The sequence below is a fragment of the Rhodococcus sp. WB9 genome, assembly GCF_007558985.1.
Classification (GTDB): domain Bacteria; phylum Actinomycetota; class Actinomycetes; order Mycobacteriales; family Mycobacteriaceae; genus Rhodococcus_F; species Rhodococcus_F opacus.
Map to the genome: position 1 here is coordinate 2,458,832 of NZ_CP041769.1, position 15,403 is coordinate 2,474,234.

Below are 15,403 nucleotides of genomic sequence, written 5' to 3' on the forward strand. Positions count from 1 at the left end.
TCATGACGACAACCGAACGCACGACAGCAGGAGCGTGGCGAGGCGAGGACCTCGGCACCCGCACCGTGAGTTACGACGAGCGCGACGCCATCCTGTATGCACTGTCGGTGGGTGCGCGGGCCACCGAATTGGACCTCGTCTTCGAGGAGCGTCTGCGGGTGCTGCCCACGTTCGCTCTCACCCTCGCCCAGTGGGCGCCGGACGAACTGGGGTCGCGGGGCGCTTTCGACACGAAGACGGCGCTGCACGGATCGCAGGAACTGACGGTGCTCGCGCCGCTTCCCCGTCGCGGCGAGATCGCGTTGTCGGCGTCGGTCGGCGAGGTGTGGGACAAGGGCTCGGCCGCCGTGTTCGAGGTGCGCGTCGAGTCCGAGTTCTTCATCGCCACCTGGTCGCTGTTCGCGCCCGGCGCCGGTGGTTTCGGCGGCGATCGAGGCCCCGCGAAACCGTCTCGGCCCGAGGGTGAACCGGCCGTGGACGCTGTTCTGCGAACCGCGGAGAACCAGGCGGCGCTGTACCGGCTGACCGGCGACCGGCACCACATCCACATCGACCCGACGGCGGCCGAGCGGATCGGACAGCCCCGGCCGATCATGCACGGCCTGTGCACGCTCGCCGCGAGCACGCTGGAACTCGCCCGAGCGCTGGACGTCCACCCGGCCGACCTCGTCCGGCTGGAGGGACGGTTCGCCGCACCGGTCTACCCGGGCGACGCGCCGTCGTTGCGGGCCTGGGGTGATGCGGGTGATGCGTCGTTCGAACTCGTCCAGGACGACCGGCCGGTGATCGTCGGCGCCCGCGCCGCGTTCGGCTGACCGCACGGTCTATTCGTTGCCGAATATCACACCGGTGCAGTTCAACTGAACCGATGTGACATTCGGCGAGGAGGTCAGGAGTGGGTGGCGAGATACCGCGCGGGATACTCGCCGCCGCCGTGAACGGCGAGATCGGCGCCGTTCACATACGACGCCTGCGCGCTCGCCAGGTACAGGCAGGCGTCCGCGATGTCCGACGGCACCGCCATCCGCCCCATCGGCAGGGTCCGGGTGACGGCGGCGCCGCCGTCGTCACCGTAGACGGACGCCGCGCTCTCGGTGCGGATGAGACCCGTGGTGATGTGGTTGATCCGGACCTTCGGAGCCCACTCGAGCGCAAGCGCTTTCGTCAGAACCAGCAACCCTGCCTTCGCGGCGCTGTACGCGGCGGTGCCGGGCTGCGGGTCGTGAGCGGAGACGCTGCCGATGTTGACGATGGCACCGCCGCCGGACTGCTGCTGCATCACCGCGTTGGCGGCCTGGGCGACGGTGAAGGGCGCGAGCAGATTCAGCGCGACGATCTTCTCGACGAAACGCGGCGAGACGGTGGCGGCGTCGGCGTCGGGCGACCCACCCGCGTTGTTGACGAGGACGTCGAGGCGGCCGTAGCGGGCGACGGCCTCGTCGATCAGTGCGGCGGCGTCGGCGTGGTCGCGGACGTCGGTCGCGCGGAACGCGGCGGTGCGATCACCGTGCGCGGGCGGGTTGTCCGGTGCGCTCCGGCCGCACACGAGCACGTTCGCACCCGCGGCGAGAAACGATTCGGCGACTACGAAACCGATGCCCTTGGTTCCGCCGGTCACGACGACGGTGCGGCCACTGAAATCGAGAGGATGGGGGATTGTCACGGGAGACCTTCGGAGTGAGGGAGCGCGGGATTGCCGGCGCTCGAATGGGATCGGGTGAATCGGCACGAAGACCGAAAACAAGCAAATGCTTGGTTCGATAGTAGGGGAACGGGAGTGGACATGGGCAAACTCGACGGCAAGGTCGCGCTGATCACCGGTGCGGGGCAGGGGATCGGGCAGGGAATCGCCCTGGCCCTCGCCAGGGAGGGCGCGGCAATCGCCGTCGCCGGCCGGACCGAATCGAAACTGCACGGCACGTGCGAGCGGCTCACCGAACTCGGCGCACGCAGCGAACCAGTGGTGTGCGACGTCAGCAGGCGGGCGGACATCGCGTCCGCCGTCGAGCGGACCGTGGACGTGTTCGGCGGCGTCGACATCCTGGTCAACAACGCCAACGACTGCACGCCGGGACCGATCCTGTCGGTGATCGACGAGGAGTACGAGCGGTCGTTCGCAACGGGACCGCTCGCGACGCTGCGCATGATGCAGTCGTGCCACCCGCACATGAGGGCGCGCGGCGGCGGCGTGATCGTCAACCTCGTCACGTCGGCGGCCGTGCGGTGGGACGCGAGCAACTACGGCGCCTACGGTTCGATCAAGGAGGGGATGCGTTCGCTGACCAGGTCGGCGGCGTGTGAGTGGGGCCGGGACGGCATCCGGGTGCTGTCCGTGGCCCCGCACGCCAAGAGTCCGGCGCTCGAGCGATGGATGGGCAGGAACCCGGACGAGGCGGCGGAGTTCGTGGCGGGCATCCCGCTCGGACGGGTCGGCGACGCCGAAACCGACATCGGACGTGCCGTCGTGTTCCTCGTGAGCGAGGACGCCGGCTACCTCACCGGGGCCACCATCCCCCTGGACGGCGGGCAGTCCCGTTGGGGCTGACGGCGGGCAGTCCCGTTGGGGCTGACGGCGGGCAGTCCCGTTGGGGCTGACGGCGGGCATCCGGGTCCCGCACAGCGGGAAGGCCGGGGGCCGGCGCGCTCGATCTGCACTAGTTTCGGCAGGATCGAATTACCGTAGCGAGAGGGCACCGTCGCGATGACGACCGTTGAAACACCACGCAGTTCGCGATCAGTAGTGGTCACCGTGGCCGCTGTCGTGGAGGAGACGTCCGACGCCCGGTCGCTGGTGTTCGACGTCCCCGACGAGCGTCGGCACGAATTCGCCTACAAGCCCGGACAGTTCCTGACGCTGCGCATCCCGAGCGATCGGACGGGTTCCGTCGCGCGGTGTTACTCGCTGGCCAGTTCGCCGTTCACCGACGACCTGCCGAAGGTGACGATCAAACGCACCGCAGGCGGGTACGGTTCGCACTGGTTGTGCAACAACGTCGGTGTCGGCGACCGCATCGAGGTCCTGCCTCCCGCGGGCGTGTTCACTCCGGCCAGCCTGGACGAAGACCTGATCCTGTTCGCCGCGGGCAGTGGAATCACTCCGGTGATGTCGATCCTCAAGTCGGCGCTCAGCGAGGGCAACGGGAAAGTCGTTCTCGTGTACGCGAACCGGGACGAGAAGTCGGTCATCTTCGCCGAGGAGTTGCGGGAACTCGCGGCCCGCCACGAACACCGGCTGACCGTCGTGCACTGGCTCGAGAGCGTGCAGGGCCTGCCGACACCGCGGCAGCTGGCGAATCTGTCGGACCGGTTCCGGGACCACCGCGCCTACCTCTGCGGGCCGCGCCCCTTCATGGACACGATCCACGAGTCGCTCGCACTCGCCGGCGTCCCGCGCGACCGTGTGCACGCCGAGGTGTTCACCTCACTGTCCGGGGATCCGTTCGCGGACGCCGTGGTCGAGGAACTGCCGGACACGGAGGCGGGAACGGCATCGACGGTCGAGGTGCAACTCGACGGCGAAGCGCACAACCTGCGCTGGCCCCGCGAGGCGACACTGGTCGACGTCATGCTCTCCAAGGGGCTCGACGTCCCCTACTCGTGCCGCGAGGGCGAATGCGGTTCCTGCGCATGCACGGTGGTCCAGGGAGAAGTGGACATGGACAACGCGTCGATCCTCGATCCCGAGGACATCGCGAGCGGCTACATCCTCGCGTGCCAGGCCCGCCCCGTCAGCGAGCACGTGCGGATCGAGTTCTGACCGACGCCGGTACTACTTCTCCGTCTGCGCCGCCGCGGCGTGGGCGCCCAGGTCGGCGAGGCGGATCGGGTAGCGCGGTGGGCGATCGACGATGACCTCCCGGGTGACGGCGAGGTCGCGGTCGACGTGGAGCAGTTCGCCCGGCTGCAGTGGCATCCAGCCGGGGTCCTCGTCCATCTGTTCGCTGGCGACGACCACCGCCGGATACTCGGCGAGATGCTCGGACCTGGCACGGATCCGGCCGGGAGTGCTCGCGTGCTGGAGGTGACGACCACCACTCGGACCGCCTGCGCGCCGCTCGAGGAACAGCAGGTCGTGGGTGTCCGGGTACCGTAGCGCCCACAATTCGCCGGGCGTGGTCAGCAGGATGTTGAGCGCGTAGATCGGCACGTTGTCGGCCAGCCATCGGGCGGCCGAGGTGATGCCGGCCGTGACGTCGCCGCCGTTCCTGCCGATGTGACTGGTCACGAGGGCGAAGACGCGTTCCGAGTCGGTGTCGCCGTGAACGAGCGCGAGATCGGAGCCCAGTTCCGCCTCGAGCTTCGGCAGGTCTTCGACCACGCCGTTGTGAGCGAACACGCGACCGCCCTGGGCGAACGGGTGGGTGTTCTGCGGAAGCAGTTCACCCGTGGTCGCGAAACGGATGTGCGCGACGAACGTGACCGAAGAGCGATGCTTCGCCTCTTGCGCGAACTCCCTGTCCTCGTATGCGGCGAGCGGTTGCTTCTCCACCACCGGAGTTCCGTCCTCCGCGAACGTGCCGAGTCCGGTGCCGTCCGGCTCGCGGTGACTCTGCTGTGCGAGGCTGTCCGGGGCGTCCAGCAGCCAGAACGACGCGCGGACGCGATGAGGGGCGGCGGACAACCCGAACAATCGGCACATGACTTCCCTCTCGGATGGGCGAATCAGCGGTAGTCCGGGTTGGCGAAGTCGGGGCGGCAACCCGCATCCCACTCCGAACGTCGATTTCCGTACGCCGGGAACCCGCCGGCCTTCTTCAACATCGCGGCGACGTGCATCAGGTTGTACGTCATGAACGTGGTGTTGCGGTTGGTGAAATCGTTCTCCGGACCGCCCGACCCTTCGTCGAGATACGACGGGCCCGGGCCGGCCTCACCGATCCATCCGGCGTCGGCCTGCGGCGGGATCACGTATCCGAGATGCTGGAGGCTGTAGAGGATGTTCATCGCACAATGCTTGACCCCGTCCTCGTTGCCGGTGATCAGACAACCCCCGGCCCGCCCGTAGTAGGCGTACTGGCCGTGGTCGTTGAGAATCGACGAGCAACCGTAGAGCCGCTCGATCACCTGTTTCGTGACGGAACCGTTGTCGCCGAGCCAGATCGGACCGGCCAGGACCAGGATGTCGGCGTCCAGCACTCGCTGAAACAGCTGGGGCCATTCGTCGCTCGGCCACCCGTGCTCGGTCATGTCCGGATACACGCCGGTCGCGATGTCGTGGTCCACCGCCCGGATCTGGTCGACCGAGACGCCTTCCTGCTCCATCAGGCCGACACTGCGGTCGATCAGCCCCTGGGTGTTGCTCACGTCGGGGGACCGCTTCAGGGTGCAGTTGACGAACAGGGCACGCAGGCCGCTGAAACGGGGGGTCCCGTCCCGCGGCGACGGATCGGCCATCAGTCCTCCCACGAAAGAGTCCGGAAGTCCACGATATGCCGCGGCGGTCCCTGTTCGTGGCAGAAGTGTCCGCCCGGTCCGGGACGATCCCGGACCGGGCGGACCCGGGTGTTCTGTCAGCCCAGCGCGGAGATCGCCTTCGCGACGCCCTCGCCGTAGGCGGGATCGCACTGCGTGCAGTTGTCGATGTGCCGCTGCACGACCTGCTGCGACGCGCCGTTGATGGCCCGCGCGGTGTTCTCGAACAGCACCTGCTTCTGCTCGTCGCTCATGTTGTTGAACAGCACGCGCGGCTGCGAGAAGTAATCGTCGTCGTCCTCCCGGAAGTTGAACCGGTCGGCGAACGCACCCACGCCCTGCGCGGGATCGCGGTACCGGCTCTGCTCCTGCCACTTGCCGTAGCTGTTCGGCTCGTAGTGCAGGGTGCCACCGTTGTTGCCGTCGACCCGCATGGCACCGTCGCGGTGGAAGTTGCTCACCGGGCAACGGGCCGCGTTGACCGGGATCTGGTAGTTGTTCACGCCGAGGCGGTAGCGCTGCGCGTCACCGTAGGAGAACAACCGGCCCTGGAGCATCTTGTCCGGGGAGAAGCTGATGCCGGGCACGACGTGTGCCGGGTTGAACGCCGCCTGCTCGACCTCGGCGAAGTAGTTGTCGGGGTTGCGGTTGAGTTCCCATTCGCCGACCTCGATGAGCGGGTAGTCGGCCTTCGGCCACACTTTCGTCAGGTCGAACGGGTGGTAGGGGACCGTGTCGGCGTCGGCCTCGGGCATGATCTGCACGCACAGCTTCCACTTCGGGAAATTGCCGGCCTCGATGGCGTCGAAGAGATCCCGCTGATGGCTCTCGCGGTCGGCGCCGACCAGGGCCTCGGCCTCGGCGTCGGTGAGGTTCTCGACTCCCTGCTGCACGCGGTGGTGGAACTTCACCCAGAAGCGTTCGCCCTCGGCGTTGATGAAACTGAACGTGTGCGAACCGAATCCGTGCATGTGCCGGTACGACGAGGGGATACCGCGGTCGCTCATCACGATGGTGACCTGGTGCAGCGACTCGGGCAGCGACGTCCAGAAGTCCCAATTGTTGTCGGGGCTGCGCAGATTCGTGCGGGGGTCACGCTTGACGGCGTGGTTGAGATCGGGGAACTTCAGCGGGTCGCGGAAGAAGAAGACCGGGGTGTTGTTGCCGACGAGGTCCCAGTTGCCTTCCTCGGTATAGAACTTGACCGCGAAGCCGCGGATGTCGCGCTCGGCGTCGGCGGCGCCGCGCTCACCGGCGACGGTGGAGAAGCGGGCGAACAGGTCGGTCTTCTTGCCGACCTCGGAGAAGATCTTCGCGCTGGTGTACCGGGTGATGTCGTTCGTGACCGTGAACGTTCCGTACGCACCGGAACCCTTGGCGTGCATGCGGCGTTCCGGAATGACCTCGCGGTCGAAATGTGCGAGCTTCTCGAGGAACCAGACGTCCTGCAGCAACTGCGGCCCGCGGGGCCCGGCAGTGACGACGTTCTGGTTGTCGGGGACGGGTGCGCCTACGGCCGTGGTGAGCTTGTCGCCCGTGTTCGCAGTGGTCTCTCGGCTCACAGTGGATCCCTTCGTTGCTGACTCTCGCGGTGGGTTTTCTGGAACTGGCTGTCGGGCAAGAGGCTTCGCCGATGGACGGTCGACGTCGCGGATTGAACCACCCTCACGGGATGCGACGTGGTGGTGGCCGTCTCCCGCCCTCGTGTGTGTCCACGGTCACACTGCACCATCGTTTCTTGAATTAGTCAAGAAAGCGCACGCTAACTCTCGACCGGTGTCCGCGTCTCCAGCGCCGCAACCAGGAACTCTTCCGGAACATCCGGCCAGTCGGACTGCCAGCGGCCGGCTCGCCTGTCCTCGAGGAGTGCCGTCAGCGCGGGCACCATGCGCGGTCCGCCGTCGATCAGATAGCGCACGAAGCCGATTCGTGCACACGTTGCGGCGACGGACGCCAGCAGCGGCTTCGCTTCGTCGACCCGGCCCGCCGCGACCAGGCATGCGATGAGCAGGCGACTGGCCTGCATGGCGGCCCTCGGCCGGCTCTCCCGTTCGACCCTGCGTACCCACTCCTCCGCGCGGCGGCACGCGACGTCGGGCTCGTCGGCCGACTGCTTCCGGATCTCGGTGGCGTCGTCGAGCTGCGCGACGATCTCGGCGAAACCGAAATCGGGTTCCCGGTTGGCCTTCCCGGCAGTGGCCGGGGGCTGGGGCGAGGCCGGCAGACCGAGCCGGACCCGCTCGTTCTCGACCCGGGCCCGCAGCCGGGGGAGTCCCAGCGACGCCGCCGCGGACGCGCCCTCGTCGAGGTGGCGGGCGGCGGACACGACGTCGCCGCGCGCCGCCTTCAGCCGGGCGCCGGTGACGAAGCGGGCGATCATGAAATCGACTATGCCGCCCTCGGGCCCGAGCTCGTAGCTCTCGTCGAGGAGTCGTTCGGCCTCGTCGAGATGGCCCAGTTCGTACATCAGCTCGCCGAGGAGTGCGCCTGCAAGTCGTGCGGCATGTGAGTGGGTGCCTGCCGACTTCGTCGCGGTCTGCACGGCCAGCCGGAAGTTGTCCTCGGCCGCGGCGATGTCGAGTTGTTCCATCGCGGCGATGCCGGCGAAGCAGTACCCGTACATCGTACTGAACGGTCCGACGGTCCGCTGGTGGTACCCGGTGGCCCACTCCTGCAGGCGGCGAGCCTCCACGAAATCGAACTGGGCGATCGCGACGGCGGATGCGAGATTCGACCCCGCCGAAACCACCCACGCGCGTAGGGTTTCCGGGCGGGCCAGGCATTCCGCGATGAGGTCGGGAACTCCCGCGATGCGATCGGACGACACCGCGATCACGGCGCGGACGATGTCGGCCTCCACGCGGATGTCCGCCTGCTCGGTCTCGCTCAGCTTCGAGGACTCGAGGGTCGACGCGACCAGCGAGAGCGACCGCAGCGTCGGCGCCACCCGCTGCAGCAGGATGTTCGCCCACGCGACCGCGATCTGAATGCGGGGACTGGACTCGACCAGCGGCCGCGGCAACTTGTCGACGAGGCCGAGCAGCGCGACCATCCGCGAGTGCTCCACCAGGTACATGCCCTGCTCCTCGACCACCGCGACAGCCACGTCGCGGTCGCCCGCCGCCAACGCGTGATCCACTGCGTCGCTGACGTAGTGGTGGTCGGCGAACCAGTGCGCGGCCGCGCGGTGCAGGTCCGCCACGCGCGACGGATGATCGCGCTCGAGGCGCCGGCGGAGATACTCGGCGAACAGGTGGTGGTACTCGAACCACTCCCGGTCCTCGTCGAGGCTGCGCAGGAACAGATCGCGCGATTCGACCTGTTCGAGCAGGGCCTGACCGCGGGTCACGTTCGCGAGCACGCAGGCGAGGTCGCCGCACACCCGCTCGGTGACGGACGTGGCGAGCATGAAGTCGAGAAGCGCAGGCTCGAGTGTGCTGAGCACGTTCTCCGCCAGGTACTCACCGATCGCATGATGGCGGCCCGACATGTGCCGGATGAGATCGCCGGGATCGGCGCGATCACGCAGCGACAGCGATGCCAGTTGCAGCGCCGCCACCCACCCGTCCGTGGTCTCCTCCAGAGCCTCCACGTCGGAATCCTCCAGGTGCAGTCCACCGAGGTCGACCAGGAACCGCTGCGACTCGTTGAGGTCGAAGCGCAAAGCCACGGAATCGATTTCGACGAGTTCGTCGCGCACCCGCATCTTGGCCAGCGGAAGCCCTGCCTGGCTTCGGCTGCTCACCACCATCTGCAGGTGGTGGCAGCCGTTCTCGAGGATGAAGTCCATCGCGGCGATCGTGTCCGGCGACGTCACGCGATGCCAGTCGTCGATCATCACCACCACATGGCGCTTGCTGTCGTGGACCTGATTCACCAGCGAGGTCAGCACATACCGTTCCGCTTCGGCACCGTTCTCGTCGAGCGCCTGCCCCAGTTCGTCCGCCAGGGTCGGCTCGGCCCGGCGGATCGCCTCGACGAGGTGGGACAGGAACCACACGACATTGTTGTCGTCGTTGTCGACCGTCAGCCAGGCGACGGCGGAGCCGTCTTCGATGAGCACGTCGCGCCACTGCGCGGCCACCGTGCTCTTCCCGAAGCCGGCGGGTGCGTGGATGAGCGTCAACCGCCTCCGCTGACCCAGCCGGAGCAGATCCAGGAGACGGGTGCGTTCCACCAGGGACCGCATCGGGGTCGGCGGGCGGAAGCGGGCCGCGGCGCTCGGCGGAGTGGCACCCGACCGCCGGCGGTAGCTGCGACTGCCCCCGGACGCCGAGGACTGCGTGGTCGGCGCCGCCGGGTGCTCGGTGCGCGGGAATTCGTCGGCCGCGGCGGGGAGCGCCATCTCGTCGACATCGAGCCCGTGCCTGCGCTCGATGTCGCGGAGTTCCTGGCCGAACTCCGCGGCCGAAGCCGGGCGGTCGGTCGGTTCCTCGGCCATGGCGCGCTCGATGGCCGCGCACACGTCGTCGGGAATGTCCTCGCCCCGCAGGTCCGGAACGGGTTGCGTCGCGATGCGGAGGAACTGCGCGACGAGCCGCTCCCCGCTCCGCCGCTCGAACGCGGCATGACCGGTGAGCAGGCAGAACAGGGCGGCACCCAGGCTGTACACGTCGGAAGCCGCGGACGGTGCGTCACCGCGGAGGACCTCCGGCGCCGTGAACGCGGGTGAACCGGTGATCATGCTCGACGTGGTCTCGAATCCGCCCGTGACCCGCGCGATGCCGAAGTCCGTGAGCTGCGGTTCGCCGTATCCGGTGAGCAGGATGTTGGCGGGTTTCACGTCGCGGTGCAGGGTGCCGAGCCGGTGCGCCGTCTCCAGAGCGCCCGCCAGCTTCACGCCGACGCGCAGCGTTTCACTCCACGGCAGCGGCCCTTCACGGCGAATCCAGGCGTCGAGCGAATTGCGCGAGTGGTACGGCATCACGATGTACGGCCTGCCGCTGCGTGTCACCCCGGACTGCAAGATGTCGACCACGTGGGGATGCCCCGACAATTTCCCCATCGCACGCTGTTCCCGCAGGAAACGTTCGCGGTCCTCACCGTCCAGATCGGAGGACAGCACCTTGATCGCGACCGTGCGGTCGAGCGCTGTCTGAAGGCAGCGGTAGACGACCCCGAACCCTCCCCGGCCGATCTCGCGGGCGTCGTCGAATCCCTCCGACGACAGCTCCGCGACGATGTCGGTCACGACGATCCGCTTGGTAGCCTGCGGATCCGAGTCGGTCGGCCCGGAACTGCTTTCCGGGTGTCGTGGCACACTCAATGAAATCACCTTCTCGGTGCACTGACGCCAGCATATCGCGGTCGCCCGACACAGAGAGCGGTGTTCGAGAACGAGTAGACCCGAGGAGAATTCGACGGTGACGGATACCGGCATTGCGGCAACGGACACGAGCCTGGCCGAGCGGACCCTGGCCCAGCTCCTCGACGCGCGGATCAGTTGCAGGGCTTACCTACCGACGCACGTGCCGCGCGAGGTGATCGAGAGGATCCTCGAGCTCGCGCAGCAGACGCCGTCGTGGTGCAACACCCAGCCGTGGCAGGTCGCGATCACCGAGGGGGAGGGGACCGATCGGTTCCGATCCGGGCTGGCGGAGTACGTCCGCACCCACCCGCAGGAGTCCGACTTCGAGTGGCCCCGCGAATACGTCGGCGAGCACAAGCAACGCCGCCGGGAGTGCGCCATGCAGCTGTACTCCAGCGTCGGCATCGCGCCCGGCGACCGGGCCGCGTCGGCGGAGCAGACGATGAAGAACTTCGACCTGTTCGGCGCGCCGCACGTCGCGATCGTCACCACCCACGAAGCGCTCGGCACATACGGCGCCGTGGACTGCGGCCTGTACGTCGAGACATTCCTCCTCGCCGCGCAGAGCCTCGGGGTCGCGACCATTCCGCAGGCCGCCGTCGCGGGAAGTTCGCGGTTCATCCACGACTTCTTCTCGCTCGACGAGGACCGCAGGGTCGTCTGCGCGATCTCGTTCGGCTACCCCGACACGGAGAACCCCGTCAACGGATTCCGCACCCACCGGGAACCCGTCGCCAACGTCGCGCAGTGGGTGTCGCAGTAACGTGCTCGACTCCGAAGTGTTCGACCGGGACGCCCTGTTCGCCCGCCTCCGCCGCCGTCCCGACGTCGAGGCCCCCAACCTGACGGCCGTCGACGCCGCCGACCGGCTGATCCTCGACGAGGCCGCGGCGGCCCTGTCGGCGGCGTGTCCCGGGACGCTCGCCGTGATCGGCGACCACTACGGTGCGCTCACCCTCGGCGCCGCGGCGACGCACGGCTCCACCGGGATCCGCGTGCACCAGGACCCGCTGACCGGGGAACTGGCGCTCGCCGCCAACGCCGCGACGGTCGCGCTCGCGAACCGCTACCGGTCGTGCGCGCTCGGTGAGGAGCTGCTCGCGGGCGCAACCGTCGTGCTGATGCAGCTGCCGCGGAGCCTCGGCGAACTGACCGAGGTCGCCGAGGCGATCGCCCGCCACGCCGACCCGTCCGTCGTCGTCTACGCAGGTGGGCGCAACAAGCACATCTCCACCGCCATGAACGACGTGCTCGGGCGTTCGTTCTCCGACGTCCGCGCGACCCTCGGCAGGCAGAAGTCGCGGGTGCTGATCGCGAGCGGTCCGGTGGAGGGGGCGCAGCAGACGTACCCCGTCACCGATCATCTCGCCGAGATCGGGCTGGACGTCGTCTCGTACGGGGCCGCGTTCGCCGGCCCCAAGCTGGACATCGGGACCCGGTATCTCCTCGACTTCCTACCCCGCGTGAATCCCGGTGCACGGGCCGCGGTCGACCTCGGCTGCGGAACGGGCATTCTCGCCGTCAGCCTGGCCCGGCTCCTCCCGGAGGTCTCGGTGATCGCCACAGACCAGTCCGCCGCCGCGGTGGCATCGGCCGCCGCCACCGCCCGCGCCAACGGTCTCGACGGACGGGTCAGGACGCTGCGCGACGACGCCATGTCCACGCTCGCCACCGACAGCCAGGACGTCGTCCTGTGCAACCCGCCGTTCCACGTGGGCGCGGCCGTCCACACCGGGGGCGCGTCGAAGATGTTCACCGAAGCCGGGCGCGTGCTCCGGCCCGGCGGCGAGTTGTGGACCGTGTACAACTCGCACCTCGGGTACCGGGGCCGGTTGCAGCGGCTCGTCGGTCCGACCGACGTGGTCGGCCGGAATCCCAAATTCACGGTCACCCGGTCGGTGGCCTGACCGCCACGCCGACCGGCCTCGTCTGGCGGGTGTCCCCGCGGCACCGGTAGAGTCCGAATTGTCCGACCCGAAAGCGACGAACGGGAACTTGCGGTGGGTGCGGGACGTTCAACGTACAAGAAACCGGATCCACCCGGCGAGCCACGAGAAGGGATGTGCACGGTGCGCACCACCAGTAACCCGGTGTTCCGCAACCTGCCCAAACAAGAGGGCAGCGGCGGATACGCCTCGTTCGGATCTACGACGGCCGGCGCAGCGCAGGTCACGCAGCAGTTCGGTCAGCCGCAGTACACGCAGGCCGAGCCCTACCGGACGGGCCCCGACTACCGTTCGATGACCATCGACGACGTCGTCACCAAGACGGGTGTCACGCTCGGCGTGCTCACGGTGTCGGCGATCATCTCCTACTTCCTGGTGAGCAACGACGCGAACCTCGCGACCCCACTGGTCATCGGTGGTGGCCTCGTCGGTCTCGTGCTGGTCCTCGTGGCCACGTTCGGCCGCAAGATGGACAACCCGGGCATCGTCCTCGCCTACGCGGTGGCAGAGGGCCTGTTCCTCGGCGCCCTGTCGTTCATGTTCACCGACGTCACGTTCGGCGGAGTCGGGGGAGCGGCGCTCATCGCCCAGGCCGTACTCGGCACGTTCGGCGTGTTCTTCGGCATGCTCGTCGTCTACAAGACGGGCGCGATCCGAGTCACGCCCCGCCTGACACGGATGATCATCGGCGCCCTCATCGGTGTCGTCGTCCTCGCCCTCGGCAACGTGATCGCCAGCTTCTTCACCGAAGGCGGCCTCGGTCTCCGCGACGGCGGTCCCCTGGCGATCATCTTCAGCCTCGTCTGCATCGGCATCGCCGCGTTCAGCTTCCTGCTGGACTTCGACGCCGCCGACCAGCTGATCCGGGCACAGGCGCCGGAGAAGGCAGCGTGGGGCGTCGCATTCGGACTCACCGTCACCCTCGTGTGGCTGTACGTCGAGATCCTGCGACTCCTGAGCTACTTCAACAGCGACTAGTAGTTCCACGAGACGGCCCCCGAGAGCATGCTCTCGGGGGCCTTCTCTGTTGTGCGGGCTCGGTTCGATTACCTCGGAGGTAATCGACGCGCGTATCCCGACGGAGGAATGTCGTGTGCAGCAACCAGCCCCACCCGAAGGAGCACGACATGAGCGCGTACGGAATGGCCCACCTCGAGAACGTCGACATGGGTCCGCAGATCGTCGAATACCTCGAACGCATCGACGGCACCCTCCGCCCGTTCTCCGGCAAGTTCATCGTCCACGGCGGACGCCAGGACGTGGTCGAGGGAACGTCCAACGGCGCGTTCATCGTCATCGAGTTCCCCGACCGCGAGCACCTCGAAGGCTGGTACGCGTCCGACGCGTACCGGGAGATCCTCCCGCTCCGCGCCGAGCATTCCGACGGACTGGTGATAATGGCCGACGGAGTCGACGCCGACCACAAGGCCACCGACATCCTCGGGTAGGCGCTTCGCGCCCGTGCGCCTTTCTGGCCGCTACCGCTACCAAAAAGGCGCACGGGCCGGAGGCCTAGCTCAGGCGCTCCAGGACCATGGCCATGCCCTGCCCGCCGCCGACGCACATCGTCTCGACGCCGAACGTCTTGTCCTGCTCGCGGAGGTTGTTGAGCAGGGTGTTGGTGATGCGGGCACCGGTCATGCCGAACGGGTGACCGAGGGCGATGGCGCCGCCGGAGATGTTCAGCTTGTCCTCGTCGATCTTCAGCTCGCGAGCCGATCCGAGGACCTGGACCGCGAAGGCCTCGTTGATCTCGAACAGATCGATGTCGGAGATGGACTTGCCCGCGATGGCGAGGGCCTTCTTGACGGCCTCGATCGGGCCCAGGCCCATGATCTCGGGGGACAGTCCGGACACCCCGGTGGACACGATGCGGGCCAACGGGGTCAGGCCGAGCGCCTTGGCCTTGGTGTCGGACATGATGACGAGCGCGGCGGCGCCGTCGTTGAGGGGGCACGCGTTGCCGGCGGTGACGGTGCCGTCCGGGCGGAACACCGGCTTGAGCTGGCTGATGCCCTCGTAGGTGGTGCCGGCGCGCGGGCCGTCGTCGGTGCTGACGACGGTGCCGTCGGGGAGGGTGACCGGGGTGATCTCCCGCTCGAAGAAGCCGTTCTTGATCGCTTCCTCCGCGCGGTTCTGGGAGCGGACGCCCCAGCGGTCCTGCTCCTCACGGGTGATGCCGGTGGCCGATGCGACGTTCTCGGCCGTCTGGCCCATCGCGACGTAGACGTCGGGAATCTGCTCGTCCGCGCGCGGGTCGGTCCACGCGACGCCGCCCTCGGCGAGCTTCGCGGTACGCGCCTCGGCGTCGGCGAACTTCGGGTTCTTGGTGTTCGGCAGGCCGTCGGCGTTGCCGGTGACGAAGCTGGACACCGACTCGACGCCGGCGGAGACGAACACGTCGCCCTCGCCGGCCTTGATCGCGTGCAGTGCCATGCGGGTGGTCTGCAGCGAGGAGGAACAGTAGCGGTTGACGGTGACACCGGGCAGGAAGTCGTAGCCCAGTTCCACTGCGACGACGCGGGCGATGTTGAAACCCGACTGGCCTGCGGGTTGGCCGCAGCCGAGGAGCAGGTCGTCGATCTCGGTGGGATCGAGTTCGGGGACCTTCGCCAGAGCCGCGGCCACCATTTGCGTCGTCAGATCATCCGGGCGGATGGTCTTGAGCGAGCCCTTCATGGCTCGGCCGATCGGTGAGCGTACTGCGGAGACGATGACTGCCTCGGGCATGAAAACT

Annotated in this window: 13 protein-coding genes; 7 read left to right on the top strand and 6 right to left on the bottom strand. The window is 68.1% G+C overall.

Annotated features, from left to right (window positions below):
- Window positions 1–2 precede the first annotated feature (2 nt).
- On the top strand, window positions 3–815 hold the full coding sequence (locus FND50_RS11465; protein WP_144285856.1) for a MaoC/PaaZ C-terminal domain-containing protein: 813 nt from the start codon (window positions 3–5) through the stop codon (window positions 813–815).
- A 74-nt stretch (window positions 816–889) separates the two neighbouring features.
- On the opposite strand, the gene FND50_RS11470 is transcribed toward FND50_RS11465, so the two are convergent.
- A complete protein-coding gene (locus FND50_RS11470; RefSeq protein ID WP_144285857.1) occupies window positions 890–1,663 on the bottom strand; it encodes an SDR family oxidoreductase in 774 nt (257 codons plus the stop codon).
- Between the two features lie 120 nt (window positions 1,664–1,783).
- Between FND50_RS11470 and FND50_RS11475 the strand changes: the two genes are divergently transcribed.
- Complete coding sequence (locus tag FND50_RS11475) at window positions 1,784–2,545, top strand: SDR family NAD(P)-dependent oxidoreductase (RefSeq protein WP_144285858.1); 762 nt, start codon at window positions 1,784–1,786, stop codon at window positions 2,543–2,545.
- Window positions 2,546–2,701: 156 nt separating this feature from the next.
- A complete protein-coding gene (locus tag FND50_RS11480) occupies window positions 2,702–3,757 on the top strand; it encodes a ferredoxin--NADP reductase (protein WP_144285859.1) in 1,056 nt (351 codons plus the stop codon).
- Between the two features lie 12 nt (window positions 3,758–3,769).
- On the opposite strand, the gene FND50_RS11485 is transcribed toward FND50_RS11480, so the two are convergent.
- The 4 genes from FND50_RS11485 to FND50_RS11500 all read right to left on the bottom strand — a co-directional run bounded on the left by FND50_RS11485 (window position 3,770) and on the right by FND50_RS11500 (window position 10,672).
- Window positions 3,770–4,639 carry a class II glutamine amidotransferase gene (locus FND50_RS11485; RefSeq protein ID WP_005255729.1) on the bottom strand — a complete coding sequence of 290 codons (870 nt, stop codon included), beginning with the start codon at window positions 4,637–4,639 and terminating at the stop codon, window positions 3,770–3,772.
- Between the two features lie 23 nt (window positions 4,640–4,662).
- Window positions 4,663–5,394: a flavodoxin family protein gene (locus FND50_RS11490; RefSeq protein ID WP_005568575.1), complete on the bottom strand. Its 732-nt coding sequence runs from the start codon at window positions 5,392–5,394 to the stop codon at window positions 4,663–4,665.
- Between the two features lie 116 nt (window positions 5,395–5,510).
- Window positions 5,511–6,974, bottom strand: coding sequence for a catalase (locus FND50_RS11495; protein ID WP_005238953.1), 1,464 nt, complete (start codon window positions 6,972–6,974; stop codon window positions 5,511–5,513).
- A gap of 200 nt (window positions 6,975–7,174) precedes the next feature.
- Window positions 7,175–10,672 carry a serine/threonine-protein kinase gene (locus FND50_RS11500; RefSeq protein ID WP_144289032.1) on the bottom strand — a complete coding sequence of 1,166 codons (3,498 nt, stop codon included), beginning with the start codon at window positions 10,670–10,672 and terminating at the stop codon, window positions 7,175–7,177.
- Window positions 10,673–10,775: 103 nt separating this feature from the next.
- On the opposite strand from FND50_RS11500, the gene FND50_RS11505 reads away from it, so the two are divergent.
- The 4 genes from FND50_RS11505 to FND50_RS11520 all read left to right on the top strand — a co-directional run bounded on the left by FND50_RS11505 (window position 10,776) and on the right by FND50_RS11520 (window position 14,114).
- On the top strand, window positions 10,776–11,483 hold the full coding sequence (locus FND50_RS11505; protein WP_144285860.1) for a nitroreductase: 708 nt from the start codon (window positions 10,776–10,778) through the stop codon (window positions 11,481–11,483).
- A gap of 1 nt (window position 11,484) precedes the next feature.
- Entirely contained in the window at window positions 11,485–12,627 is a 1,143-nt protein-coding gene (locus FND50_RS11510) for a class I SAM-dependent methyltransferase (RefSeq protein ID WP_144285861.1), read from the top strand.
- A 162-nt stretch (window positions 12,628–12,789) separates the two neighbouring features.
- Complete coding sequence (locus FND50_RS11515) at window positions 12,790–13,644, top strand: Bax inhibitor-1/YccA family protein (RefSeq protein ID WP_005255740.1); 855 nt, start codon at window positions 12,790–12,792, stop codon at window positions 13,642–13,644.
- A gap of 149 nt (window positions 13,645–13,793) precedes the next feature.
- Entirely contained in the window at window positions 13,794–14,114 is a 321-nt protein-coding gene (locus tag FND50_RS11520; RefSeq protein WP_025432155.1) for a DUF1330 domain-containing protein, read from the top strand.
- 64 nt (window positions 14,115–14,178) lie between these two features.
- Here the strand turns inward: FND50_RS11520 and FND50_RS11525 are convergent, their stop codons facing one another.
- On the bottom strand, window positions 14,179–15,396 hold the full coding sequence (locus tag FND50_RS11525) for an acetyl-CoA C-acetyltransferase (RefSeq protein WP_144285862.1): 1,218 nt from the start codon (window positions 15,394–15,396) through the stop codon (window positions 14,179–14,181).
- Window positions 15,397–15,403 lie beyond the last annotated feature (7 nt).

Coding starts and splice junctions, on each gene's coding strand:
- FND50_RS11465 (WP_144285856.1), top strand. CDS start 3: ATGACGACAACCGAACGCACGACAGCAGGAGCGTGGCGAGGCGAGGAC.
- FND50_RS11475 (WP_144285858.1), top strand. CDS start 1,784: ATGGGCAAACTCGACGGCAAGGTCGCGCTGATCACCGGTGCGGGGCAG.
- FND50_RS11480 (WP_144285859.1), top strand. CDS start 2,702: ATGACGACCGTTGAAACACCACGCAGTTCGCGATCAGTAGTGGTCACC.
- FND50_RS11485 (WP_005255729.1), bottom strand. CDS start 4,639: ATGTGCCGATTGTTCGGGTTGTCCGCCGCCCCTCATCGCGTCCGCGCG.
- FND50_RS11490 (WP_005568575.1), bottom strand. CDS start 5,394: ATGGCCGATCCGTCGCCGCGGGACGGGACCCCCCGTTTCAGCGGCCTG.
- FND50_RS11520 (WP_025432155.1), top strand. CDS start 13,794: ATGAGCGCGTACGGAATGGCCCACCTCGAGAACGTCGACATGGGTCCG.
- FND50_RS11525 (WP_144285862.1), bottom strand. CDS start 15,396: ATGCCCGAGGCAGTCATCGTCTCCGCAGTACGCTCACCGATCGGCCGA.